Raw genomic sequence first — 26,029 nt, 5'->3', positions numbered from 1 at the left:
TAATAGTTAGTTCATTAAACTAATTAAAAAATAGAATAATAGTTTACGAGCAATTATATTTTTTTAACTAAGAATGTAAGGGGTTTCATAACAAGGGGTGGCAAGTAAAGGTGTATTGTTTTTTAGAAACATCTAGGTTTGTTGCTGGAAACAGGGGATATTTGGGTAAAGAATTTTAAAAGTATTCAAAAGAATGAAAGCGTTTTATAATTAAGGGGGCGAAATCATGTCAAGTGCAAAAGTGAAAAATAGTAATCAATACAACACAGCGAAATTATGGCAAATTGGTTTATTTACATTAAATAATACCTCAACAAATCTCCATATGTTTGTATTAGGATTTGTCACTTATTATGCCACTGGTATAGCTGGGCTCGCAGTAATGCTGGTAAGTTCGCTATTAATGGCTGCACGGTTATTCGATGGTATCATCGATCCTGCGATTGGCTTTATTATTGATAAGACAGAGGGTAAATTTGGTAAGTTTACGCCGCTAATTGTAATAGGTAATATCATTTCTGCTGGTACCATATTAATCATCTATAATGTTACTCATCATTTACCAGAGGGTACACAATTTCTTTTCTTTACTGCGATGTTAATTGTGAATAAAATCGGTTATTCATTGCAAACGAGCGTGACAAAAGCTGCGCAAACGGTATTAACGAATGATCCAAAGCAGCGCCCATTATATGCAATTTTTGATGGAATCTATAATGCAGCACTTTTCACTGGCGGACAAATTTTCGTTTCTGCATTTCTAATGGCAAAGCACGGTGGATTTAATCTTGGTTTATTTACGGAATTAAATAGCTATGGACTTCTACTATCTGCAGGATTTGCGGTACTAGCAATCGTGGGTATTTGGTCTAAAGATAAGAAGGAATACTATGGATTAGCTGAAGAAGGAACTCAAACTTCTCTTCGTGAATATTGGGGTGTTATAAAAGGAAACAGACCATTACAAATGCTTTCTCTATCGGCATCCTTTGATAAACTAGCAACTAGTATCGGTCGTTATTCCGTTGTCGGAGTTATGATGTTTGGTATTTTGCTAGGAGATTATGCATTAAGCGGAAAAATAGGGCTCATTACATTGGTACCAACCTTGTTGATTACATTCTTAGTAGTTGGAATTGCAAGAAAGACAGGTTTAAAGAAATCCTATATTAGTTCGGCTTGGATTGGGATGCTATCCTACTTGGGTTTGATTGCTCTTTTCTTACTAATTGAACCTGCTGCAGTTTCACTATCTAATATTGGAATTGCGACTATAGTTTTCTTAGTCTTATATTCTTTAGCAATTGGCTTTTCAAGTATTCCAACAACGCTTGTTGTTCCAATGATTGCCGATGTTTCAGACTATGAAACACATAAATCTGGACGTTATGTACCAGGAATGATGGGCACGATCTTCTCATTCATCGATCAACTGGTTTCATCTTTAGCCCCAACAATCGTTGGTGCCATGGTTGGTATCATTGGATACAAAGAAAAATTCCCTGAGGTTGGGGAAGCCTTAACAACACCATTGTTTGTTATCACGTTATTAGTAGCATTCGGCTTACCTGCATTATGTTTGGTAGTGTCGATAACAGCCATGAAATTCTATAAACTAGATAATAAAGAAATGGAAAAAATTCAGTCTGGTATTGCCGAAATGAAGGCGAAAGGGAAAAAAGACAATAAAGTTGCAATTTAATCGAGCGGAATTTGAAATCCTGGCATATTGCTAGGATTTTTTTGCATAAAAAAACCAATTCACCGTTTATTTACGTGAATTGGTTACGATTGGTTCGTGTGTATCAAATGGCAAGTAATCTGTGTTCTTCTCAAACTTCTCAATTAATGTTAATAAGATCTTTTTCATGTGTTTAACCTCCAGTGATTTGATACTCTTATTATCTAGTATTTGGAAACTATCCACAATGTCGCTGAAAACGGAAACAAAGACCATGAAAACGAGAACAATATGGAAGAAAGCGTGTATCATCAGTCTTTTCCTTACCTTTTCTCCGTTTTACTTGGTTTTTCATTTGTTTACGTGTTTGGAAAGGAGCTGCAAAGAAAAAAGCCCTCAGTTATTGGGAGCTCAGGCTGTCGAGAAACTCTCGACAGTCTTTTATTTTGGCTCTTTTTTTATAGAATGTTGTTTTTTGTATATAAATGGACCGTTCCTTTCCGCTACAGGTGCTTGCTTTCCGCGGGGAGAAAGTCGAGCCTCCTCGACGCTGCGCGTCTGTGGGGTCTCGACCTTTCCTCTACATCCCGCAGGAGTCAAGCACCTTTCGCTCCAATCCACTCCTTGCTATCTATATTGATAATGGCACCAATCTTACAGAAAAGGAGACTTTATTTCCAATAACTTTAACGATTCACTGCGTTAATTTTGTATAATACTATTAATATTAATAGACGGTGGATTAAATGTATAAGCCAAAAAAGAGATACAAACTGAAGCGGAATTTGTATTCATTGATGATTTAGTGCCTCAAGATCACCTGTTAAGAAAGGTGGACAAATATATCGACTTTTCTTTTATTGGTGAGAGAGTCCGTCCTTTTTACTCTGAAAATAAAGAGCGTCCTTCGGACCCAATACAAGAAAGGAAAAAGTAGAGCGAAGCTTCGCAGATTCAAAAGAACTGCATGGGCTTCGCTATTGTAGGTTACGGGGATTGCATAATGAGAGTGAGCAAGTGTTACTCACCACAGCATGCCAAAATATAAAAAAGATTGCCACACACTTGTCTAGGCTGGAAAAAGTGTGTGGCAATTCTAAGTTAATGCACCCCTGTTGATTGGAGCGGAAGGTGCGAAGACTCCTGCGGGAGTACGGGGCAGGGGGAGACCCCGCAGGCGCTTCAGCGCCGAGGAGGCTTCCCGGCACGCCCGCGGAAAGCGAAGCACCTGGAGCGGAAATCAACAGGCCATTGAGCAGGCAGGAATTTTTAAAAAAAATCGTAGGTTAGTCTTTGTTTAAATAAAAAATTGCCGAGAAAGATACCCTTTCTCGACAATCTGAGCCCTCAGTTATTGAGGGCTGTACTCTTGTGGTGTTTTGGATTCATCAATAGCTAAACTTAACTCTTTAACTTCCAAAAAGTTCTTAATGGCTAACGCACAAGCGCCCATACTGCATGCATTTTTACCGAATTCTGAAATCAATAGCTTCCGATACTGACCTACAGTAGAGGTTAGATGCGCTTTAATTTCTTCTAATGCGTTTGGATACAATCGGAGTAATTCACTATTAATCACTAAAATCTCCGGATTATAAAGATTAATAATATTGTTTAGCCCATATGATAGAAACTTTATATAATCTTTCATTAACCTATCGGTAACCGGGTCCTGCACCGTGAACCAATCACGTAAATCTTCATAGGTGACATTGGCTTTATTTTGTGTCGTCGACAAAAGTTTCATAAAGCTTGATTCGGACGCGTATTGTTCCCAGCAGCCTAAATTTCCACATCTGCAAGGAAGCCCATCTGGAACGATAATCATATGGCCAATCTCGCCTGCATAACCATCGCAGCCTTTAAGTAATTTGCTTTTTACCATAATTCCTAGACCGATTCCGGAATACAAACTAACCGATAATAAATTTTCACTATGATAATGTTTATAGACAATTTCCGCAAATGAACATAGATTCGCATTATTTTCGATAAAAATATTGACACCGGTTTCATTTATTAAATCTGATTTTAAGTCTTTATTATGCCATTGATGGTGTGGAACAAAATAAATGGTTTCGTCGTTATTGACGATTCCATGGATTCCAATGACCACTCCAATTAGTCCATAGGGTGCATGTGAACATTTTTGTTTAAAGTGCGAAATCTGTTTTGCTAAAAGCTCTAGAATTGTATTGTAATCTGTTGTTTCCAACTCCATTGATTGAGTGTGAAGGGAAGTCCCGCTTAAATCTGAAAGGGTGAAAGTAATAGCACTATGATCCAAGTCGATTCCTAAAGCATATCCAGCTAAATGGTTAATAGAAAGCATAATGGGCCTTCTGCCTAAATTCTTATGCTCCTGCTGAGTCTCAATAATTAATTGTTCTTCTAACAAATCAGCCGCTTGGACTGAAATAGTTGCTTTATTGAGGCCTGTAATCTTTGCTAAGTCTGCTCGTGATATCGTTCCATGCTCAATTATTTTGCTAATAATTAAGGAGCGATTTATCTTTTTAATATATGAAGCATCTCCTGTGATCATAGAGCACCTCCTAGGTTGATTTTTTATGAGTAATGAAATATTTAATGGTGAAAAAGAGGGCAATACAATTGACGTAAATAATGCATAATGTTATTATACAGGTAATTAGTTTGTTTGGTAAACAAATTAAAATGATTTTACAATATTATATTTACATAAGGGGATTTGAAAGGGATTACACTGGAGGTTAAAGTAGATTTGGTGTATTTCCATACATGGAATATAATTCCCTGTGGAACACTTTGTATATTAAAGGAGTGAGTAAATATGGGCATTCTGCAAGACTTATTAAAGGATATTCCAGTACCAAAGATGGCAAAAGTCCAAGTGAAGTTTGATAATAAAAAAATAGATGATTTAGAGCCAGTATTGATGGAAAAGTTACAGCAAGAACACATAAAGTCAAAAATTAAACCTGGCATGGAAATAGCGGTGGCAGTTGGAAGTCGGGGCCTTGACCGCCTTGTAGAATTAACGGCAGTAACCGTAAAATTTTTAATAGTACTAGGCGCAAAACCATTTATTGTACCAAGTATGGGAAGTCATGGCGGAGCAACTGCAGAAGGGCAACGGGAGGTTTTAGCTCATCTTGGAGTAACAGAAGAGAGTGTGGGCTGTGAAATTCGCTCTTCAATGGAAGTTGTGAAAATTGGAGAACTGCCTAATGGATTACCTGTTTACGTTGACCAATATGCTGCAAACGCAGATGGTATGGTCGTAATCAATCGGATAAAACCGCATACGGCATTCCGTGGACCAGTTGAAAGTGGCATCATGAAGATGATTAGTATTGGATTAGGTAAACAAAGAGGTGCCGAGGCTTGTCATCAATTGGGCTTTAAGTATATGGCAGAAAATGTGCCTGCGATGGCCAAAATGATTATGGAGAAAAAGCCATTCCTTTTTGGGGTTGCAACGATTGAAAATGCATTCGATAAGGTTGCGGTGGTTGATGTACTTTCTCCTGAAGAAGTAATCGGAAGAGAAGCAGACTTGCAGGCAAAAGCAAAGGAATTATTACCAAAGCTTTACTTTGAACAATTAGAAGTCCTTGTCATTGATCAGATCGGGAAAAATATCTCGGGGGATGGTATGGATCCGAACATCACTGGTCGATATCCTACCCCATATGCACACGGTGGGCCAGATGTAAACAAAATGGTCGTTCTCGGTTTAACTCCACAAACGGAGGGTAATGCCAATGGTGTGGGTACAGCCGATTTTACAACTCAGCGTTTAGTTGACAGAATGGACCTAGAAGTAACCTATGCCAATGGGTTAACTTCAACGGTTGTAGCACCGACAAAAATTGCGACTACTTTGCCAAATGACCGTGAAGCGATACAAGCAGCTGTTAAAACAAGTAATATCTTAGATTTCTCAAAAGTTAAAATGGTCCGCATTAAAAATACATTAGAGTTAAGTGAAATTGAAGTATCTGAAGCATTGGTTGATTATGTGAAACAACATCCAAATATGGAGTTGATTTCTGATCTTTATGAACTTCCATTTGATGAAAAAGGAAACTTATTTTAAAACTAGGGAGAGTTGAAACATGACAAATTTATTCGATTTAACGGGGAAAACTGCGGTAGCAATTGGAGGAAATGGTGTATTAGGTTCAGCTATGGCGAAAGGCTTGGCTGAACACGGGGCTAAGGTTGCCATCGTCGGCCGTAACTTAGAAACTGCTGAACAGGTTGTGAAGGAAATCGTGGAAAATGGCGGCGAAGCAAAAGCATTCTCTGCAGACGTGAGCTCTAAGGATTCTTTAGTACAGGTTGCAAATGAGATCGAACAATGGTCTGGCGGCTGGGATATTCTTTTAAATGCACCAGGCACCAACAGCCCAACACCATTTTTTGATTTAGACATGGACGAGTACGATAAGATAATGGATATTAACTTAAAAGGAATCGTGATGACTTGTCAAATTTTTGCTAAACGAATGATTGAACAAGAAAGACAAGGAAGTATTATTAATATTTCATCTGTTTCTTCTACAACTCCATTATCAAGAGTATTTACGTATTCTGTTTCAAAAGCAGGACTTAATAGTGTAACTCAATTCCTAGCTCGTGAATTCGCTACTAGCGGAATTCGTGTAAATGCTATTATTCCAGGATTCTTCCCAGCGGAACAAAATCGAAAAATTTTAGACAAAGAAAGAATTGAATCCATCATGGCCCATACCCCTATGGAACGTTTTGGGGAGGCGGAAGAACTTCAAGGTGCTACCGTTTTTCTAGCGTCAGATAAAGCTTCAAGTTTTGTAACAGGTGCATTACTGCGCGTTGACGGTGGATTTGGAGCGATGACAATATAATTCTTGGACATAAGGTGAATGTCCAATTAATATGTTAATTAGTGGATAGATATAGAAAGTACGTGGGGAGATGAGACCTTGCTAACAGAGAAATATAATAAATTACAGTCTATTCTCCGTGACATGGAATCAGTCGTTGTAGCATTCTCAGGTGGTGTTGATAGTACATTTCTACTAAAGGCAGCCGTTGATACACTAGGGACAGAACGTGTTCTAGCCGTCACTGCAGATTCGGAAACGTATCCTTCAAGTGAACTTGAAGAGGCACGAGTGCTCGCAAGTAAAATTGGAGTTAAGCACCAGGTAATTGAAACATCAGAATTAGCGATTCCTGGTTATGCAGAGAATAACAAAAACCGTTGTTACTTTTGCAAAAGTAGTTTATTCGATCATTTAATACCGGTAATGGAAGAAAAGGGATTTCAAAATGTCATTTATGGAGTCATCGCTGATGATATGAATGAACATCGGCCAGGGATGCAGGCTGCTAAGGAGAAGGGTATTCGTGGCCCTTTACTAGAGGCGAATTTATTTAAACAGGAAATTAGAGAACTTTCACAGCAGTTTGATTTGCCAACATGGGATAAACCATCCTTTGCCTGTTTATCTTCTAGGATTGCATATGGGGAATATATTACAAAAGAAAAGCTGACAAAGGTTGAGCGGGCAGAAAGCTTTTTAAAAAGTCTTCGTATCCGCCAAGTAAGAGTTCGGACTCATGATGAAATCGCTAGAATTGAAGTAGAACCGAATGATATGAAGACAGTTCTTGAGAATCATGATTCGATTGTTCGCGAACTTCAAGAATATGGATATAAATATATAACATTAGATTTACTAGGATATCAGAGCGGAAGTATGAACAAGGTATTATCGTAGGGTTGAAACAAAAAGGGCTTTGGAAAATTCCAAAGCCTTTTCTAACATAAATGACAACATTGATAGTTGAAAAGGAAGATGAAAACTATGTCAAGAGAGTTTGTATTGGGACTTGATATCGGAACCACTAGTGTAAAAGCATGTGTATTTGACATAAATGGGAAATTAATATCAGACGTCGAGAAAATGAACAACTTTCATTATCCAGAGCAAGGCTGGTCGGAACAAAGTCCAGTGGAAATAGAGCGTTCTGCTGTTCTGGCTATTAAGGAAGCCATTGAAAAAGCGGCAATAAGTAAGGATGAGTTAATAACTCTAGGGTTTTCAGCAGCGATGCACTCACTTCTGTGTGTGAATGAAGAAGGCAGTCCAATTTCTCCTGCCCTTATTTGGGCAGATGGAAGAAGCGTTGCTCAAGCAGAGGCAATAAAAGGAAGTATTGGTAAGAGTATTTTTTCGAAAACAGGTACACCAATTCACCCAATGACCCCATTTAGCAAGCTTTTGTGGATGAAGGAAAATAACTATCAGCCATATAAAGAAGCCGCGTATTTTATGTCCATTAAAGAATATTTACTCTATTGCTGGTTTGGACAAAGGGTAATTGATTTTTCGATGGCGTCGGCAACAGGATTGTTTAATCCAGCTACGCTTGATTGGGAGCCTGAGTTATTAGAGATGACAGAGATTTCTAGGGAACAACTTTCTGAAATTGTTGCCCCTACCAATGTGTTAACAGGTCTTAACAGAGAAATTGCTGCCGAAATGGGAATTAATCCAGAAATGCCCTTTGTAATGGGTGCAGCTGATGGTCAATTGGCAAACCTAGGCATTGGAGCGATACTCCCTGGAGAAGTTGCGGTTTCTGTTGGGACAAGTGGTGCCATCAGGCAAATCAACAAAGGGGTAAAAATTGATGAAAATCAAGAAACCTTTTGTTATTCCTTTACTGCCGATTCAACGATTGTTGGTGGACCAACAAACAATGGCGGTATTGTCTTACAATGGTTAAAAGATCTTCTGAATGACCAAAGGGATTTTACTGATTTCTTGAGGGACGCTGAAAAGGTTGCTCCTGGTGCAGAGGGTATTCTGTTTCTGCCTTATTTAAATGGGGAAAGAGCACCGATATGGAATCAACGTGCCAAGGGCAATTTTTATGGCGTTTCGATTACGCATAAAAAAGAACATTTTATCCGTGCTGTCCTTGAGGGTATTACTTTTAATCTCTATCAAATCGGTAAAGCGCTGGAAAGATTGGCGGGCGAACCGAAAAAAATCTACGTTAACGGTGGATTGGCAAGATCACCACTTTGGCTGCAAATGATGGCGGACATCTTTGAAGCAGAAATTTATGTATCTGAAAGTCATCATAGTGCCGCATGGGGCGCTGCATGGACCGCTTTAGTGGGGATTGGCAGAGTGGATTCTTTCGAAGACATTAAAAAGAATATCCCGATGGGTGAGGCCGTGTTACCGAATAAGGAAAATAGTAAAGTCTATAAAGCACTTTATGAAAACTATTCAAGACTTGCTAAGGATATGGTGAAGTATTATTAAAAAAGGTCTTAGGGTTGTCTTATCTTGGGTGTTAAGGACAAATCCTGGTAAGGCGTGAGAAGATTTGTCCTTCATCGAGGGACTTAAGGACAAATCTTGGTAAAGTGGCGGAAGATTTGTCCTTCATCGAGGGTGTTAAGGACAAATCCTGGTAAAGTGGTGTGAGATTTGTCCTTCATCAAGGGTCTTAAGGACAATTCTTGTTAAAGTGGCGTGAGATTTGTCCTTCATCGAGGGTCTTAAGGACAAATCTTGGTGAAGTGGCGTGAGATTTGTCCTTCATCGAGGGTATTAAGGACAAATCTTGGTAAAGTGGCGGAGGATTTGTCCTTCATCGAGGGTCTTAAGGACAAATCTTGGTGAAGTGGCGGAAGATTTGTCCTTCATCGAGGGTGTTAAGGACAAATCTTGGTGAAGTGGCGTGAGATTTGTCTTCATCGAGGGTCTTAAGTACAAATCTTGGTGAAGTGGCGTGAGATTTGTCCTTCATCGAGGGTCTTAAGGACAAATCTTGGTGAAGTGGCGGAAGATTTGTCCTTCATTGAGGGTCTTAAGGACAAATCTTGGTAAGGGGTGAGAAGATTTGTCCTTCATCGAGGGTCTTAAGGACAAATCTTGGTGAAGTGGCGGAGGATTTGTCCTTCATCGAGGGTCTTAAGGACAAATCTTGGTGAAGTGGCGTGAGATTTGTCCTTCATCGAGGGTCTTAAGGACAAATCTTGATAAAGTGGCGTGAGATTTGTCCTTCATTAGGACCAGGGAGGATAGAATAAAGGGGGGAATACAATGCTAGAAGAAATTTTAGAACAAGTTCAAAAAGGTACCCTCAGTATTGCTGAAGCAAAAGATCAATTAGCGACATTTGAGAATTTGGGATTCGCAAAAGTTGATCACCATCGGAAGAAGCGACAGGGCTTTCCCGAAGTAGTCTACGGTGAAGGGAAAACGGCTGAACAAATTATTTCTATTATTGAAGCATTAAGGGCAAGAAACAATCAAGTAATGGTCACAAGAATATCAGCAGAGAAAGCAGAAGTTGTCCAACGAGCTTGCCCCGAATTTACCTATCATGAAATCGCTCAGATTCTATTTTGGAAAGAGCAAAAAACAAATGAAAACACTCATGGATACATAGCTATTGTTGCGGCAGGAACCTCTGATCTACGGGTGGCAGAAGAAGCAGCCGTTACTGCAGAAATATTAGGAAGTAAAGTTCATCGAATTTACGATGTTGGCGTAGCTGGGATTCATCGGTTACTTAGTCATGCCGAAGAAATTCAAAAGGCAACGGTCTCTGTTGTGGTAGCTGGGATGGAAGGGGCTCTGCCGAGTGTCGTTGGAGGACTCGTTTCTCACCCGGTAATCGCCGTTCCGACGAGTGTTGGCTATGGAGCTAATTTTAATGGATTATCTGCTTTACTGACGATGTTAAATTCATGTGCTTCTGGCATTAGCGTTGTAAATATTGATAATGGTTTTGGCGGTGGGTATAACGCTGTATTAATTCATCAACTTGCACAAAAAGGGGAAAGAAATGAAGACACTTTATTTTGATTGTTTTTCAGGAGTTAGCGGGGATATGGTTATTGGAGCACTCATTGACGCTGGTGCTGACCCGGTAAAATTAGTAGAAGAATTAAAGAAGCTTGATATTGAAGATGAATATGAATTAACATGGAAAAAGGTTATAAAGAATGGAATTACAAGTACAAAGTTTGATGTAGTGCTGGCAAATCATGATCACCATCACCACCATCATGATCATGGACATACTCACGATCATGGACACGCTCATACTCATACTCATGAACACACTGACGACCATGGACACACTCATACTCATGATCACACGCATGACCATGGACACGCTCATACTCATGAACACGCTCATGACCATGCTCACACTCATACCCATGAACATACACATGACCATGATCACACTCATACCCATGATCACACACACGACCATGAACACGTACATACCCATAATCACCATCATGACCACCGTTCGTATAAAGATATTGTGAAAATGATTGAAGAGGCCGATTTTTCCCAACAGGTGAAAGATACTGCCTTGAAGATTTTTAAAAAAATAGGTGAGGCAGAGGGGCATATTCATGGTGTTCCATTGGAAAATGTTCATTTCCATGAGGTGGGTGCTGTAGATTCAATTATTGATATTATTGGGACTGCTATCTTAATCCATCAGTTAGAAGTATCAGCAATTAAATCATCGCCGGTTCCGGTTGGAACGGGAAAAATTAAAATTGATCATGGCATCTATCCAGTACCAGCGCCTGCAACACTCGAAATTTTAAAAGGAGTTCCGATTGAACACTCTGAGGTGAGATTTGAACTTACTACACCTACTGGAGCAGCAATCATAGCTGTCCTCGCTGAGGAGTTTTGCTCTATTCCATCAATGAAAGTGGCCTCAATTGGTTATGGTGCGGGGACAAAAACATTTAAAGACCGTCCTAATGTTGTTCGCGTCATCATTGGTGAATAAACTAAAACAGTATGAGGCTAAACGCAGAGATATTTATTAGCGAGAGGAGTATACTAAATGAGTTCTCACCCTCCTAATTTTGAACACCTTGACGATTCTATGATCAAGATGGAAGTTAATTTAGATGATATGCCAGGAGAATGGCTGGGGTATGTTATGGATCTGCTTTTTGAGGCTGGGGCAAATGATGTTTTTTATACCCCGATATATATGAAAAAAAACAGACCGGGAATATTACTTCAGTTATTATGCTCTCTCGAAAATGTAACCAAAATGAAGGAAATTCTTTTTAAAGAAACAACAACACTAGGTGTGCGTTATTATCCTTTAACCGTTCATCGGTTAGAAAGAATATACAAAAAAGCGGAAACAAAGTGGGGAACCGTAACCGTAAAAGAAGGTATCCTAAATGGACAAGTGGTGCAGCGTGCACCGGAATATGAGGAATGTAAGAGCTTAGCACGACTCCACGATATTCCATTGAAAAAGGTCTATGAACAGGTTTGGAAGGAAATAGATACCTAATATTTAAGCGAGTATCTGTATTAAATGTAATGAGGCTATCCTATATTTTGGGATAGTCTTTTTCTGTGAAAATAAGGAATCTTGGCAGCGCCTGAACAAAATGATTCCGGATGAGGAATCTATAAAACAACCTAAAAAAACCAATGAGAAAGCAGAGCTTACATGTAGAGGATAGCTATGTATAAATCAATTTGGGTTTTAATGAAAACCCTCCTACCTGCCAAAATGATTCCTCCACCTGCGAATTTTTTCCGCCTACCTGCATAGTTCCCCATCTTATCTGCATAATTGATTTGTTTATCTGCCTAATCAATTAAACACCTAAACGGAAAGCTGAAACAGCTAGGCCAATGCCTGGCTTCGTTATTTATTTTTCCTATAAATGGTAAAATTATATGATATTTAGTGTGGGATTCGTACCAAGATGCCATATAGGTATTCCCTTTTTTAATGAAAATCCTCCTACCTGCCGAAATAAGTCCTCCACCTGCGAATTTTTTCCGCCTACCTGCATAGTTCCCCAGCTTATCGGCATAATTGATTTGTTTACCTACCTAACCAATTCAACACTTTAACATAAAGCTGTAACGGCAATTTTTCTACCAGATATGTCCCCCTCAGACCATATTGACGCTATTGAAGGTGAATGTTAAACTGAAACTAATTAATTAGTTTATTGAACAAACAAAAAATCCACCAAACACCGCAATCCGAGCACCATTAAATGAAAAGGCTTTCGAAATATCATTTACCCTAAAAAAATCACAAATTCTTCTAAAAAAACAACATTTTAAATCATCCCCCGGATTTGTAAAATGATTACTAAGTAAACGTTTTCAATGAAGGGGGGATTCACTTGGATTACATCAAAAAGGTGTTTAAAGCTATAGACACTATTTTCGAGAAATTCACTTTACTATTTTTGGTTGCACTAATTTTTGTTGTTACCACGCAAGTCATGACCCGGAAATTATTTAATTTTGTATTCTTTTGGTCCGAAGAAATTACACTGCTACTGTTAGCTTGGTTTGCCTTTATGGCGATTGCAATAGGCTTTAGGGAGTATATCCATTTGGGGATTGATTCATTTACCAATCTATTTCCTAAAAGTTTTAATAAAGTCCTAGATAAGATTATTAGTGCATCGGTATTTGCTTTTGGTTTTTACCTCGTAGTCCAGGGGTGGGAATTTACATTGTTGACGTCGGAATCAACTCTTCCGGCAACAAAACTTCCTAGTAGTATCACCTATGTAGCAATGCCCATCACAGGTGTTATGATTTGTGGTTACTCGCTCCTGCAATTCTTTAATATTAACACAACAAGACATAAGGATATGGAGGAGGATTTATAAATGGACACAAACACAATCGGAATTATTATCTTACTTTCAAGCTTTGTTATTCTAGTCCTACTTCGTTTTCCGATTGCTCTTACGCTTGTGGCATCATCCTTGCTAACAGTAATCTATATGAAAATTCCGCTGCCGGTTATTGGCCAGCAAATGGTTCAGGGGATGAACTCCTTTTCCCTGCTAGCGATCCCATTCTTTATCCTGACAGGACAAATTATGAGTGAAGGGGGACTGGCCACAAGGATCGTAAATTTTGCGAGTTTACTAGTGGGAAGAATACGCGGTGGACTTGCAATGGTAAATAGTGTGGCGGCCTTGTTTTTTGGAAACATCTCAGGATCTGCCGTCGCAGACGTTTCATCCGTTGGGTCTGTCATGATTCCAATGATGAAAAAGAAAGGATACGAAGCAGATTATGCGGTAGGTGTTACCATTGCTTCGGCTATCCAAGGTGTAGTAGTACCACCAAGTCATAATCTTGTCCTTTACTCGTTAGCAGCTGGGGGCGTATCAATCGCCAGTCTATTTATGGCAGGTGTCGTTCCTGGATTCATTATGTTAATTTCTCTTATGATTACAAGCTATATTATTGCCAGAAAACGTGGATACGGTAAAGCAGATCCAGTGCCAAAATCACAAATCGGCGGCATTCTCTTGCACGGTCTTTTATCATTAAGTCCCGCAGTCATTATCTTAGGCGGAATCATGAGTGGCTGGTTTACGGCCACTGAGTCAGGTGCATTAGCGTGCTTATATTCTTTTATTCTAGCATTTGTCATCTATAGAGAAGCGCCAATCTCAAGTATTTGGAAAATACTCACAAGAACAATGCGAACGGTATCGATGGTATTTTTCTTAATTGCAGCATCTGCATCATTTGGATGGATACTGGCTTATTTGCAAATTCCCGCTATGGTAACCGACCTGTTCTTAAGTATTTCTGATAATCCACTTATCATTCTATTGATTATTAATATCTTATTACTGCTGCTTGGTGCGCCAATGGATATGGCACCAATGATTTTAATTATGACACCGATTCTTCTTCCGGTTGTTACGAGCTTTGGTATGGATCCTGTCCATTTCGGGATAGTCCTAATTTTAAACGCAGGAATAGGCTTATTGACACCGCCAGTTGGAACCGTTTTATTTGTCGGATGTGCGATAGGGAAGGTCTCGATCCAGCAAGGAACAAAAGCGATGATGCCATTTTTCTATGCTTTACTCGTAGTTCTGTTAATTATCACCTATATTCCAGAGGTTGTTATGTGGCTACCAAATCTGTTAGTCAAGTAACCGTGGAAAAATGGTGAAGATTATATAAAAATTAAAAGGGGTGTAGATTTTGATCAGTAAAAAGATTACAGGTATTTTAGCCGCAACACTTTTAATGGGTTCAATCCTTGCTGCGTGCGGCGGGAAAGAAACAACGAACACAAATAGCGAGGGGAACAAGAAAGAAGAAAAACCATCCTACACGTTCCGTCTTGCAGACAATCAACCGCCTGATTATCCGACTGTACTTGGTGACAAGAAGTTTGCTGAATTAGTAGAGGAAAGAACGGACGGACGTATCAAAATTGAAGTCTATCCATCTGCACAATTAGGCGATGAAAAATCAGTACTGGAGCAGGTTCAACTTGGAGCCATTGAGTTTACTCGTATCAATTCTAGTCCACTTGCTGAATTCAATAATCAATTTACACCGCTTGGACTTCCTTATGTATTTGAGAGTGAAGAACATCTTTGGAACTTCTTAAATGGAGAAATGGGAACGAAATTACTAGATGGACTTGAGCAATCTAAGATGAAGGGGTTAGCCTATTACGATTCCGGTTCTCGTAGTTTTTACTCTACAAAACCTCTTGAAAATGTAGAGGATTTAAAAGGACAAAAGATTCGTGTACAACAAAGTAAAATCAATATTGATTTCATGGCAGCCTTAGGAGCTAGTGCCACTCCAATGCCTTATGGAGAAGTATTCAGTGCCCTTCAAACAGGAATTATCGATGGAGCAGAAAATAACCTGCCAAGTTTAGATTCATCTAACCATTATCAAGAGGCTAAAAACCTAATACTTGACCATCACCAACGCATTCCTGAGGTTCTATTAATTAGTAAAGTAGCTTGGGATAAGCTTTCAGAAGAAGACCAAAAAATTATTAAGCAAGCAGCACTCGATTCTGTTGAAACGCAAAGAGCAGAGTGGGATAAATATGAAGAACGTTCAGAAAAGAAGTTAAAAGATGCAGGTGTTACATTTACTGAAATCAAAGATCTGAAACCTTGGACAAATGCTGTAAAGTCCATGGTTGGTGAATATACAAAAGAATATAAAGAAGTAATGGATGCGATTGAAGAAGCTCGCCCATAATAGTTTGTTACAAAAATACCTAGCTGGTAAGTTTACCCATTTACCAGCTGGGTCTTTTCTGTTTGATAATAGGTAGGAATTTTAAATCTGAATGAGGAAGTGGAAGAATGCAAAAGCGTTGGAGAAAGGCTGAGGATTTTATTGAACGTTATATTCTCTTAAAGAATCAATCACTGATGATGAAGCTTTGCATTTTTTCTAGCTTTCTCGTTATCCTACCTGTGCTTTCAGTGGGAATTATATCCTATAATCGATCCTCGGTAGAATTGGAAAACGAACTCCGTCAAAGTAGCGGACAGGTTATTGACCAAGTAGAATCACATATTGAATATTATTTACAAGATTTTGAGATTACAAGCTTAAAAATAATTAATTCACCTGAACTATCTAGTCTTTTAAAAGGTGGCAAAAGCGATGATGTGGTGGAAGCAGCAAGGAAAACGCTAAAAGATGCCTCCTATTCTCGAGCCGATATATCCAATATTACAGTTTTAGTGGAAGATGATATTGCTATTGATACGCTAGGAATAAGGAATTACTATCCTTCGACCAAAATAAGAGAAGAGTATTGGTATTCATCTGTCCCTCTAAACGGAATGACAATGTTAGTAACGAGAACGCTTAAATTAAAAAATATAGAGCAGCCGGTTATTTCACTGGTCAGGAGGTTATACAATCCTAAGACCCTGCTCCCTGTAGGAATGCTCATTATTGATATTAACTTTAGAAGAATTGAGGAAATCTCAAACAAAGTAACGATTAGTCGAAACGGGTATTTTTTTATTTTAGATTCGAAAGGGCATTATGTCTATCATCCCGATTATTCAAAGCTTGGAAAAAAGGTTGAATTTAGCCAGCTCTCACAACTCCAAAATAACGAAAGCAGTACACAAATATTAAAGAACGACCGGAAGGATTTTGTCACCTACACCTATTCCCCGAATATAGGCTGGAGTTTCTTTACGGCGGTGCCCTATAAAGATTTAACAGGGGGAATTATTCAAATTGGAAGAACGATTGTTTTGACGATCATCATCTCATTAATGATTGCCTACAGTGTGGGATTCGGCTTTGCAACAAGTTTAATTCGCCCGATACGACGCCTGCAAAAGTTTATGAAGGAAGTAGAAATCGGAAACCTAAGCGGTCGAGTCCCAGTAGAATCAAATGATGAAATTGGTCAGTTATCGGCAGGATTTAACAATACCGTTGAAAAACTATCGAATTTGCTTGAAGAAGTATATGTCTCAAAATTAAAAGAAACGGAAATGTCGCTTAAACAGAAAGAAATTGAAATAAAGATGCTGCAATCTCAAATGAACCCTCATTTTTTATATAACTCCCTTGAGACGATTAGAGGGATGGCGTTAGAAGAGCGCCAGGAAAACATTGCAATCATGTCCTATTCACTAGCAAAACTACTTCGCTACAATCTTAAAAATAATTCTTCCACCGTTAGTCTAGGAGAAGAAGTTAGGTTCTGCGAGACATATCTTCAGATACAGAAGTTTCGTTTCGAAGACCGATTTGAGTATGAATTGATCATTCCCGAATGGGCAATGGACCTTCAGGTAGTAAAATTTTCACTTCAACCATTAGTAGAAAATTGTTTTGTTCATGCATTTGGTCAAAGTTTTCAAAAATTCAGGATTACCATATCGGTTATTCCCCTTTCAGAATCCACCTATCTGATTCGAGTAGAAGATACAGGCGCCGGTATCCCGAATCACAAGTTAGATGAACTTACTAGGAAGCTTGAACAGAAAACAACAAACTCAGATGGGAAACATATCGGCATATTAAATGTCCATCAAAGGATTCATTATGTATTTGGCGCAGAGTATGGGCTAACAATCAGAAGTCAAATGGGATCCGGCACAGTGGTTGAGATGCAGTTACCAATGCAGGAAATAACAGGGGGGGAAATTGAATGAAAAAAATCTTGTTAGTTGACGATGAGAGATGGGTACGTGCCGCTCTTAAGTGGACAATAAACAAATTGAATCTTCCCTTGCAGGTTGTTCATGAAGCCCCAAATGGTCTAGAGGCTTTGGATTGGGTAAAGAAGAATGATGTGGACCTGATTTTAACGGATATCCGGATGCCCGTTATGGACGGTCTGGCTTTGGTTAAGGAACTTAGTGGTCTAAAAGGGGAATATGATGTTATTGTAATCTCCGTCCATGATGAGTTTCCATTTATTCAACAGGCAATGCGGAGTGGGGTAACGGATTACCTGCTGAAGCCGGTCGAGGAGAGCGAAATAAAAGTTTGTCTAGAGAAATGGCTGAGTAAAAAAAGTAACAAAGGTATGACGAGTAAGCCGACAATGTCTGAGAAAGAAAATATTCCACTATCAACAATTGAACGAGTATTGGATTATATCAATAAAACACCTCTCGATCAAATTACTTTAAAAGAAGCAGCAGAGAGTATTCATATCAATCCCAGTTACCTCAGCCAGCTGTTTAAACAACAACTTAATAAAAAGTTTGTTGATTATATAACGGAACTACGAATTGAAGAAAGTAAGCGATTATTGCAAAATACAACCTTAAGAATGTCTGAGATTGCCGAAAGAGTGGGATATTCCGATTTAGCTTACTTTAGTAACAATTTTAAGAGAATAGTAGGAAGTTCTCCATCAGAGTATCGGAATATCAACAGCAAAACCAGCGATGATAAATTAAAAAAAAGATAAGGTGAATCAGAAACGTATATTTCTGATTCTTTTTTTTGTAATAAGAAGGAGAAAGGTCATGGGTATTAATAACCAAATATTCAAAATATTAAAATATCACAAAAATACCTAAAAAAACTCGCTACTTGGTAGACTACACCAAATTATATATTAAACATAGAAATGATTTCCAATAAGAAGAGAGACTAGTTGTTGTGAAATCTCTTTTATAAGAGAGTTCTTTAGGAGGGGATAAAACGAATTGAAAGCGTATTCAACCAAACATTCAATCTATAAAAAGAGGAGGAAGAAAAATGGCATCATTATCAAAACAGATTAGAAAATCTTCAAAACTAAGAAAAAAGCTTCTTGCAACCGCACTTACTCTATCATTACTTGCTCCAGTTATTGGACCACAGGCAGGTTTTGCAGATGACCAAGGATATACAGGTGAAGAGGGGGAAGCTACGCCATATACTGGCCGGGGTGCAATTACAACTTATAAAATTGCAAAAGCTGAAGGCCAGCCGGAAATTGAAGTAGCAACTCAAGAAAGAATTCTTGAAATCGATGACAAATATTTTAGAGATGCAAATGGCAATAAAAGCTTAGATGGTTACGAAGACTGGAGGAAGCCAGTTTCGGATCGTGTTGCAAATTTGGTTGGTCAAATGAGTCTTGAGCAAAAAGCTGGATTGATGTATATCAATACTCACACTCCAGAAGCTGATCCGGCAGATGGGAAATTTGTAACTGCTAATAACAGTAAAATTGTTACTGATAAAAAATTGCGCCATGTTATATACCGTCTATCTCAAAACTTAGGGGATATTGCTAATTACAATAACCAAATGCAACAATTGGCTGAGGGTCTAGATTTAGGTATTCCGGTTGTTATTACTTCAAATCCTAGAAACTCTGCCTCAACAGATTATACAAATATTACGAATGTTCAAGATCAGCATACTTTCTGGCCTGGAACATTAGGTTTAGCAGCGGCCGGGGATGTAGAAGCTGTTGGTGAATTTGCGGAAATTGCCCGTCAGGAATGGAGAGCTGCTGGTATTCGTAAGGTTTATGGATATATGGCTGACGTTGCTACAGATCCACTTTGGGCAAGAATTGAAGAGACATTCGGCGAAGATCCCAAAGTAGTTGGAGACATGAATTATGAAATCGTCAGAGGGTTCCAAGGTGAAACTCTGGGCAATGACAGTGTAGCCATCACAGTTAAACACTTCCCTGGCGGTGGAGCTCGTGATGATGGACAAGATCCTCACTTTGAAAATGGCAGCTTTAACATTTACCCGACCGAAGGGAGCATGGAAAAATATCACATTCCTCCGTTCATGAGAGCAATTGAAGCGGGTGTTGCATCCGTAATGCCATATTATGCATATCCAAGTAACGATAGTGCAGATCAAGGTTTGGATTTGTATAGTGAAATTGAGCAATTTGAAGAAGTTGGCATGACGTTAAATGAAGGAATCATCCGTTACTTGCGTGAAGGTCTTGGTTTCAAAGGATATATTAACTCTGACTCGGGTGCAGTTGCGGGTAGTGCATGGGGTTACATGGATAAAACACCAGTAGAAAAAGTGGCCAAAGCCGTAAATGCAGGAACCAATATCATTTCAGGTGGTGCAACACCAGAGCTGGTAATTGAGGCAGTTAATAGCGGCTTACTAAAAGAAGCGAAAGTAGACGAATCAATTACGTATACCCTATCAGAAATGATGACATTAGGTCTATTCGAAGACCCATTTGTAAATCCTGCAGAGGCTATTGCGGCTGCAAACAATGAAGAAAACAGAGCATTAGCTTATGAAGCACATCAAAAGTCAGTCGTTCTAATGCGTAATGATAAAATCAAAGGTAAAAAACTATTACCGTTAACGGAAGAAAAGGTAGAAGATATTAAGCTTTATGTTGAAGGATTTGTTGGAGTTGCAGCACCAAGAAACTTAAAAGGTGAAGAAGCTGCAAAATATGTAGCGGATAATTCTGCATTACAATCTGCTGGATTTACTGCAGACTTAAAAGTAACACTAACAGATAAATTCCCTAACATCGAATTAGTTGATAGCGTTGAGGAAGCAACACATGCTTATGTATATGTGAAACCAACTCAATCTAACTGGGATAATAACCCACGTATTGATATTAATGAAACAACTGGAGTATCTGATGTAAAGCGCATTGTTGAAATCCAAAAAACAGTTCCAACAATCACTGCACTAAACTTTACGAACCAATGGCTTATTAATGAACTTGAGCCAAATGCTGCTGCATTAATTGGTACTTTCGGTACGCTTCAAGAGGCAGTATTTGAGGTGCTCACTGGAGAATTCAACCCTGTTGGAAAACTTCCATTCGCTATTCCAGCCAGTGCGAAAGCAGTTGAAAAAGAAGTCGGAGATGTTCCAAGTTTTGCTCCTGAAGAATATAAACATTTCACATATAAGAATAAAATTGGTGACAAGTACGAATTCGGATTTGGTCTTTCTTACAAAAAAGAAAACAAAGGAAAAGCGGTTGGTAAACCTGACCATGCTGAAAACAAAAAATAGTAGGAAATAGAAAAAATAGGAGCTGTCCAACTAATTGGGCGGCTTCTTTTTTCACCAGAGTATATAAAATTAATTGGATAAAATTTCCCTTTTTGTACATTCTAAAAGTAAAAAAGGATGTTCATATATGGATAATAAAAAGAAGTTTCTCCTAGTTATTATGTTATTACCCTGGTTGACGGTACCATTTCTCGGTAAGCAAACAGTAAAACGTTTTTCACTTACTTCTCTATTTATTGGTCTATTATTTGGAGCGCAGTCTGTGTACGCCCATAGAAAAGGCTGGTGGCGAGTGTATCCAAAATTAATCCCAAATGTAATAAATGAAACCCCATTTATTGTCGGACCTTTTTTTGTCGGTGCGATTTGGATATTAAAATATACATATGGTAAATTTCTGCGATACACCTTTATTAATATAGGTGTAGATTTTTTTCATATCTTTATTTTTGTTAGATGGTTACAAAAGGTAGGAATAGCCTCGCTCATTCGATTGAAAGATTACCAAGCCCTGATTTTATTTTCGGCAAATGCAGCCATCATGTATGGATTTCAGTGGCTGATTGATAAAAGAGTGAATCCAAAGCCTAAATCATTCTTTAAAAGAATACTATCCTAATTCATTTCTAGTAGGCCAGACTCATCAATGCATCTGGCCTATTTTATGATTTAAATAGGTTAATCAACACTTCAGGATTTCCTCAATAAACTCTTCATGCTATTATAATTCTTGTGAAACATTACTATGGTTGAATAATATTCAGAATATTAATAAAATAGTGGAGAGGGGTCTAAATGGAACCCATAATTGCTTTAGAAAATGTATCATTTTCTTACAAAATCAATGAGAGCACTTCTGTTTCTGTTCTGAAAGATGTCTCTTTTTCCATTTTTCCAGGTGAATATGTTGCGATTATTGGACATAACGGTTCGGGGAAGTCGACATTATCGAAGCATTTGAATGGACTTTTAACACCCGGTTCAGGAGATGTTTGGGTGAATGGACATAATACAAAGGACGATAGCAGGAAACTAGATATCCGTAAAAGTGTTGGAATGGTCTTTCAGCATCCAGATAATCAAATTGTGGCTACGATTGTCGAAGAGGACGTAGCATTTGGGTTAGAGAATATCGGTGTTCCAAGGCAAGAAATGAAACATAGAATCGACGAGGCTTTAGAGGTCGTGAAAATGTCAGAGTTTCGGAAAAGACCTCCACACCACTTATCAGGAGGTCAAAAACAAAGAGTTGCCATTGCTGGAGTACTCGCCATGCGGCCAGATTGCATCGTGTTCGATGAGTCTACTAGCATGCTTGATACCTTTGGCAGGAATGAAGTTCTTCAGGTCATGAAAAAAATGAATGAAATGGGAATGACGATTATTACCGTCACCCATCGCATGTCTGAAGCGGCGGAAGCGGACCGCATTATTGTCGTTGAAGACGGAAAGATTGTAATGGACGGAAAACCTAGTGAAATTTTTAAACACAAAGAGGAGTTACTGCAGCTCCAATTGGATATCCCAGCCGTAAGTCAGATGGCTGAAATCATCCATAATCAAATTCCAGCTTTTTCGAGAGAGTTGATTCATGAGAAGGAACTGGTCAATGAGGTAAAGAGAGTTTCTAATGCTAGGATCTAAGGAGGTGGTCTAAGTGCCTGAGAAGCCGATCATCGTAGTAGAAAATTTATTTCATACATATATGAAAGGAACCCCTATGGAGCATGCAGCTTTAAAGGGGACAAGCATGAGTGTTAAAGAGGGGGAATGTATCGCAATTATTGGGCATACAGGTTCGGGGAAATCCACGCTTATCCAGCATTTTAATGGCCTAATCCGACCGGATAAAGGGAAAGTCATTATCGATGGAGTAGATTTATCGAAGAAACGAATCGATATTAAGGCATTGAGGAGACAGGTTGGGCTCGTTTTTCAGAATCCTGAAGATCAAATTTTTGAAAAATTAATTGGCGATGATATAGCATATGGACCCTTTAAACTTGGCTTACCCTTAAAAGAAGTACGGGAACGAGTTAAATGGGCAATGGATATGGTTGGCTTAGACTTCGAAGAAATGAAGGATCGGCAGACATTTGCCTTAAGCGGCGGACAAAAGCGTAAAGTTGCTCTTGCGGGGATACTAGCGTTAAAGCCGAAGATATTGGTTCTTGATGAACCGACTGCAGGACTTGACCCTAGGTCACGGAACGAGCTGCTGGATAAGATTAAGTTCTTGAATAAAATGGAAAACCTTACTGTTATTTTTGTTTCACACAATATGGAGGAAGTTGCTTATTTAGCTGACAGAGTTTATGTTATGGCTAATGGGAAGGATGTATTATCAGGTACTCCAGAAAGTATTTTTACTGATAAGGACAAACTAGAACGCCACCAAATTGGAACACCTGAAACGGTACAGGTTTTATATCGGCTAAAAGACCTTGGATATACTATAAATACTTCTGCTTTTACGATTTCGGAAGCTGCAGGTGAAATAATAAAGGTTCTTGCCAGTAGAGAGGGAGAGAATCATGGCTAGTGAATTTGATTTATCAAGGAATATCACGATTGGTCAACATGTTCCAACAGGTTCCTTTATTCATCGCCTTGACCCAAGAATAAAGCTGTTGGTATTCACAATTCTTGTCATTGCCATAGCCCTTAATACTAGTTATTTAGGAAATGCTCTCGGACTGCTATTATCTATTTATTTATTCTGGGCATCTAAAATACCTATCAGTTATGGTTTATCGGGCATCAAACCCGCAATCCCATTTATCATTATTTTAGCTGTGCTCCAGCTGATTTTCCAAGGCAATGTGTTTTCCGGCGGGACGATATTCTTTGAGTATGGATTTATCTTAATTACAAGTGAGAGTATTCGGCTGGTAATCGTTTCAGCAGTACGTTTTGTGGAAATTATTTTATTAAGCAGTGTTCTGACGCTATCCACATCAACAACAGAGTTAACACATGCCATTCATAGCCTTTTAAGTCCTTTAAAGAAGATAGAATTTCCTGTCCATGAGTTCTCATTAATTATCACCATTGCCATTCGCTTTGTCCCAACCTTTGCGATTGAAATGGAAAAAATGATGAAAGCACAAGCATCTAGAGGTGCAGATTTTGGGTCAGGAGAATGGTGGAGAATTATTCAGAGAACGAAGGATATGCTTCCAATCATCATCCCCTTATTTAATATTGCGTTATCGAGAGCAGAGGATCTTATATTAGCAATGGAATCGCGCTGCTATACTCCTGGAAATGATAGGAGTACCTATTCTGTTTACAAAGCAATCGGACGAGATTATTTCGTATTAATTATTGGGTTACTAGTTTCAGCACTATTACTTTTTTATCACTTTCCATATTAGAGTAGAAAAAGGGGGAGAAATAGAATGAAAGGCTCATTAACCGTTCGAAATATTGTTATTGCTGGGGTACTTGGTGCGGTTGCCATTCTTTTAGGTGTAACACGGATAGGGTATATTCCCGTACCTACAGCTGCCGGAAATGCCACAATCATGCATATTCCTGCGATAATCGGGGGGATAATGCAGGGTCCGGTTGTGGGAGCAATTGTGGGACTTATCTTTGGTGTTTCATCCTTCTTAAATGCAACCGTTCCTCTATTCAAAGATCCATTAGTAGCCATTCTTCCTAGACTATTTATTGGAGTTATTGCTTGGCTGGTCTATGTTGGGATTCGTCGAAGGAGTGAATATTTGGCGATTGGATCTGCGGCTTTCTTAGGGACCTTGACCAATACAGTCCTTGTATTAACAATGGCTGTCGTAAGAGGGTATATGGGAGTCGAAGTAGCTTGGACGGTTGCCATAACGAGTGGAATTCCAGAAGCAATCGTTGGGACCGTTGTGACACTAGCTGTTGTATTAGCCTGGAAACAAATTGGTAAAGGGAAAAAATCTAAGATTTCTGAAGATCTGTAGTAGAGTCTTTGATATATTTAGTTTTTTCAAATATTGAACACTTGAAGAAAAAGTGATAGAATTTTTTCTAGTTAAATTTTTTCACTTTTTAGGGTTGTTACTGTTTAATCAGGCAAAACCTAAGACTAATTATCCATACATAATTAGTCTTAGGTTTTTTTTTTACACAAATAAATTCACAATAGGTGATTAAGATGAAAATCGCAAAAGTAATTAACAATAATGTTATTAGTGTAATGGACGAGAACAATAAAGAGTTAGTGATTATGGGCAGAGGCATTGCTTTTCAGAAACGACCTGGTGATGTTGTGGAAGAGGAGAAAATCGAAAAGATTTTTAAGTTAGACAATAAAGATGTCTCAGAAAAGTTCAAAACCCTATTATATGACATTCCATTGGAGTATATGGAGGTTGCCGAGGCGATTATCAATTATGCAAAGGTTACGTTGGGCAAAAAGTTGAATGAAAGTATTTATGTTTCATTAACTGACCATATTGTCTTTGCGATTGAAAGAAATAAAAAAGGCTTATTGATTTCGAATGCATTGCTTTGGGAGATTAAACGAATTTATAAGGATGAGTATGCGATTGGCTTAAAAGCAATTGAGAAAATAAACAATAAGCTTGGGATTTCTTTGCCAGAGGATGAGGCAGGATTTATTGCGATGCATATTGTAAATGCAGAATTAAATGAAGAAATGCCGAATGTTGTAAATATCACTAAATTAATTCAGGATGTTTTAAATATCGTAAAGTATCATTTTAAAATTGATATTGATGAGGATTCTTTAAATTATTTTCGGTTTCTTACCCACTTAAAGTTTTTTGCTCAAAGGTTATTCAGTGGAACCTCACTTGGCAGTAAAGATGACTTCCTTTATGAGATGATGAAAGAGAAGTACAAGGATGCTATTGCTTGTGTAAAGAAGATAAAAGATTACATCAAGAAAGAACATGGTCAAGATCTAACAAAGGAAGAAATGGCTTACTTAGCTATTCATATTGAAAGAGTAGTGAATCGGAATTAGTTCCACTTTATACCATTATTTTTTTTGAAAAGAAAACGTTGACAG

The 26,029-nt window shown here is 38.5% G+C and carries 19 protein-coding genes and 3 pseudogenes; 21 read left to right on the top strand and 1 reads right to left on the bottom strand.

Annotated elements, in window-relative coordinates; translation table 11 throughout:
- Positions 1 to 226: 226 nt before the first annotated feature.
- The 3 genes and pseudogenes from QUG14_RS14650 to QUG14_RS14645 form a co-directional block, all read left to right on the top strand.
- Positions 227 to 1,702, top strand: coding sequence for an MFS transporter (locus tag QUG14_RS14650; protein ID WP_289341270.1), 1,476 nt, complete (start codon positions 227 to 229; stop codon positions 1,700 to 1,702).
- 745 nt (positions 1,703 to 2,447) lie between these two features.
- A pseudogene (locus tag QUG14_RS29880) lies at positions 2,448 to 2,600 on the top strand (transposase); the annotation flags it as partial.
- Positions 2,601 to 2,602: 2 nt separating this feature from the next.
- Positions 2,603 to 2,800: pseudogene (locus tag QUG14_RS14645) on the top strand (transposase); the annotation flags it as partial.
- Positions 2,801 to 3,032: 232 nt separating this feature from the next.
- Here the strand turns inward: QUG14_RS14645 and QUG14_RS14640 are convergent.
- Positions 3,033 to 4,226, bottom strand: coding sequence for an ROK family transcriptional regulator (locus tag QUG14_RS14640; protein ID WP_289341269.1), 1,194 nt, complete (start codon positions 4,224 to 4,226; stop codon positions 3,033 to 3,035).
- A 267-nt stretch (positions 4,227 to 4,493) separates the two neighbouring features.
- Between QUG14_RS14640 and QUG14_RS14635 the strand changes: the two genes are divergently transcribed.
- From QUG14_RS14635 to licT, 18 genes and pseudogenes are all read left to right on the top strand, one after another.
- Positions 4,494 to 5,762 carry a nickel pincer cofactor-dependent isomerase, group 22 gene (locus tag QUG14_RS14635; protein WP_289341268.1) on the top strand — a complete coding sequence of 423 codons (1,269 nt, stop codon included), beginning with the start codon at positions 4,494 to 4,496 and terminating at the stop codon, positions 5,760 to 5,762.
- 19 nt (positions 5,763 to 5,781) lie between these two features.
- A complete protein-coding gene (locus QUG14_RS14630) occupies positions 5,782 to 6,552 on the top strand; it encodes an SDR family oxidoreductase (RefSeq protein ID WP_289341267.1) in 771 nt (256 codons plus the stop codon).
- Between the two features lie 78 nt (positions 6,553 to 6,630).
- Positions 6,631 to 7,431 (top strand): ATP-dependent sacrificial sulfur transferase LarE, encoded by an 801-nt coding sequence (larE, locus tag QUG14_RS14625; RefSeq protein ID WP_289341266.1) that lies wholly within the window; start codon positions 6,631 to 6,633, stop codon positions 7,429 to 7,431.
- A gap of 87 nt (positions 7,432 to 7,518) precedes the next feature.
- Complete coding sequence (locus QUG14_RS14620) at positions 7,519 to 8,991, top strand: gluconokinase (protein WP_289341265.1); 1,473 nt, start codon at positions 7,519 to 7,521, stop codon at positions 8,989 to 8,991.
- Between the two features lie 786 nt (positions 8,992 to 9,777).
- Positions 9,778 to 10,545, top strand: coding sequence for a nickel pincer cofactor biosynthesis protein LarB (larB, locus tag QUG14_RS14615; protein ID WP_289341264.1), 768 nt, complete (start codon positions 9,778 to 9,780; stop codon positions 10,543 to 10,545).
- Positions 10,526 to 12,025: pseudogene (larC, locus tag QUG14_RS14610) on the top strand (nickel pincer cofactor biosynthesis protein LarC). The gene larB and the pseudogene larC overlap by 20 nt, the downstream one beginning before the upstream one ends.
- Before the next feature lie 856 nt (positions 12,026 to 12,881).
- On the top strand, positions 12,882 to 13,379 hold the full coding sequence (locus QUG14_RS14605) for a TRAP transporter small permease (RefSeq protein WP_289341263.1): 498 nt from the start codon (positions 12,882 to 12,884) through the stop codon (positions 13,377 to 13,379).
- On the top strand, positions 13,380 to 14,675 hold the full coding sequence (locus QUG14_RS14600) for a TRAP transporter large permease (protein ID WP_289341262.1): 1,296 nt from the start codon (positions 13,380 to 13,382) through the stop codon (positions 14,673 to 14,675).
- Between the two features lie 49 nt (positions 14,676 to 14,724).
- Positions 14,725 to 15,753 (top strand): TRAP transporter substrate-binding protein, encoded by a 1,029-nt coding sequence (locus QUG14_RS14595; RefSeq protein WP_289341261.1) that lies wholly within the window; start codon positions 14,725 to 14,727, stop codon positions 15,751 to 15,753.
- 107 nt (positions 15,754 to 15,860) lie between these two features.
- The gene (locus QUG14_RS14590; protein WP_289341260.1) at positions 15,861 to 17,687 is read left to right on the top strand and encodes a sensor histidine kinase; all 1,827 of its coding nucleotides are present in this window, start codon (positions 15,861 to 15,863) and stop codon (positions 17,685 to 17,687) included.
- Positions 17,684 to 18,454, top strand: a complete 771-nt coding sequence (locus QUG14_RS14585) for a response regulator transcription factor (RefSeq protein ID WP_289341259.1) — start codon at positions 17,684 to 17,686, stop codon at positions 18,452 to 18,454. Before QUG14_RS14590 ends, QUG14_RS14585 begins: the two co-directional genes overlap by 4 nt.
- A 293-nt stretch (positions 18,455 to 18,747) precedes the next feature.
- Positions 18,748 to 21,003 carry a glycoside hydrolase family 3 protein gene (locus QUG14_RS14580; RefSeq protein WP_289341258.1) on the top strand — a complete coding sequence of 752 codons (2,256 nt, stop codon included), beginning with the start codon at positions 18,748 to 18,750 and terminating at the stop codon, positions 21,001 to 21,003.
- A gap of 127 nt (positions 21,004 to 21,130) precedes the next feature.
- Positions 21,131 to 21,622 carry a hypothetical protein gene (locus tag QUG14_RS14575; RefSeq protein WP_289341257.1) on the top strand — a complete coding sequence of 164 codons (492 nt, stop codon included), beginning with the start codon at positions 21,131 to 21,133 and terminating at the stop codon, positions 21,620 to 21,622.
- A gap of 176 nt (positions 21,623 to 21,798) precedes the next feature.
- Complete coding sequence (locus QUG14_RS14570) at positions 21,799 to 22,647, top strand: energy-coupling factor transporter ATPase (protein WP_289341256.1); 849 nt, start codon at positions 21,799 to 21,801, stop codon at positions 22,645 to 22,647.
- Positions 22,648 to 22,660: 13 nt separating this feature from the next.
- Positions 22,661 to 23,545 (top strand): energy-coupling factor transporter ATPase, encoded by an 885-nt coding sequence (locus tag QUG14_RS14565; RefSeq protein WP_289341255.1) that lies wholly within the window; start codon positions 22,661 to 22,663, stop codon positions 23,543 to 23,545.
- The gene (locus tag QUG14_RS14560) at positions 23,538 to 24,380 is read left to right on the top strand and encodes an energy-coupling factor transporter transmembrane component T family protein (protein ID WP_289341254.1); all 843 of its coding nucleotides are present in this window, start codon (positions 23,538 to 23,540) and stop codon (positions 24,378 to 24,380) included. The genes QUG14_RS14565 and QUG14_RS14560 overlap by 8 nt, the downstream gene beginning before the upstream one ends.
- A gap of 24 nt (positions 24,381 to 24,404) precedes the next feature.
- A complete protein-coding gene (locus tag QUG14_RS14555) occupies positions 24,405 to 24,956 on the top strand; it encodes an ECF transporter S component (protein ID WP_289341253.1) in 552 nt (183 codons plus the stop codon).
- 194 nt (positions 24,957 to 25,150) lie between these two features.
- Positions 25,151 to 25,984, top strand: coding sequence for a BglG family transcription antiterminator LicT (gene licT / locus QUG14_RS14550; RefSeq protein WP_289341252.1), 834 nt, complete (start codon positions 25,151 to 25,153; stop codon positions 25,982 to 25,984).
- The last annotated feature ends 45 nt before the right edge of the window (positions 25,985 to 26,029 follow it).

Origin of the sequence: Neobacillus sp. CF12 (assembly GCF_030348765.1) — a bacterium.
Taxonomy (GTDB): Bacteria; Bacillota; Bacilli; order Bacillales; family Cytobacillaceae; genus Neobacillus.
Note: the sequence above shows the minus strand (reverse complement) of the source record. Positions and strands in the feature narration are given on the sequence as shown.

Coding starts and splice junctions, on each gene's coding strand:
- QUG14_RS14650 (WP_289341270.1), top strand. CDS start 227: ATGTCAAGTGCAAAAGTGAAAAATAGTAATCAATACAACACAGCGAAA.
- QUG14_RS14640 (WP_289341269.1), bottom strand. CDS start 4,226: ATGATCACAGGAGATGCTTCATATATTAAAAAGATAAATCGCTCCTTA.
- QUG14_RS14635 (WP_289341268.1), top strand. CDS start 4,494: ATGGGCATTCTGCAAGACTTATTAAAGGATATTCCAGTACCAAAGATG.
- QUG14_RS14630 (WP_289341267.1), top strand. CDS start 5,782: ATGACAAATTTATTCGATTTAACGGGGAAAACTGCGGTAGCAATTGGA.
- QUG14_RS14620 (WP_289341265.1), top strand. CDS start 7,519: ATGTCAAGAGAGTTTGTATTGGGACTTGATATCGGAACCACTAGTGTA.
- larB (WP_289341264.1), top strand. CDS start 9,778: ATGCTAGAAGAAATTTTAGAACAAGTTCAAAAAGGTACCCTCAGTATT.
- QUG14_RS14600 (WP_289341262.1), top strand. CDS start 13,380: ATGGACACAAACACAATCGGAATTATTATCTTACTTTCAAGCTTTGTT.
- QUG14_RS14590 (WP_289341260.1), top strand. CDS start 15,861: ATGCAAAAGCGTTGGAGAAAGGCTGAGGATTTTATTGAACGTTATATT.
- QUG14_RS14585 (WP_289341259.1), top strand. CDS start 17,684: ATGAAAAAAATCTTGTTAGTTGACGATGAGAGATGGGTACGTGCCGCT.
- QUG14_RS14580 (WP_289341258.1), top strand. CDS start 18,748: ATGGCATCATTATCAAAACAGATTAGAAAATCTTCAAAACTAAGAAAA.
- QUG14_RS14575 (WP_289341257.1), top strand. CDS start 21,131: ATGGATAATAAAAAGAAGTTTCTCCTAGTTATTATGTTATTACCCTGG.
- QUG14_RS14570 (WP_289341256.1), top strand. CDS start 21,799: ATGGAACCCATAATTGCTTTAGAAAATGTATCATTTTCTTACAAAATC.
- QUG14_RS14560 (WP_289341254.1), top strand. CDS start 23,538: ATGGCTAGTGAATTTGATTTATCAAGGAATATCACGATTGGTCAACAT.
- QUG14_RS14555 (WP_289341253.1), top strand. CDS start 24,405: ATGAAAGGCTCATTAACCGTTCGAAATATTGTTATTGCTGGGGTACTT.
- licT (WP_289341252.1), top strand. CDS start 25,151: ATGAAAATCGCAAAAGTAATTAACAATAATGTTATTAGTGTAATGGAC.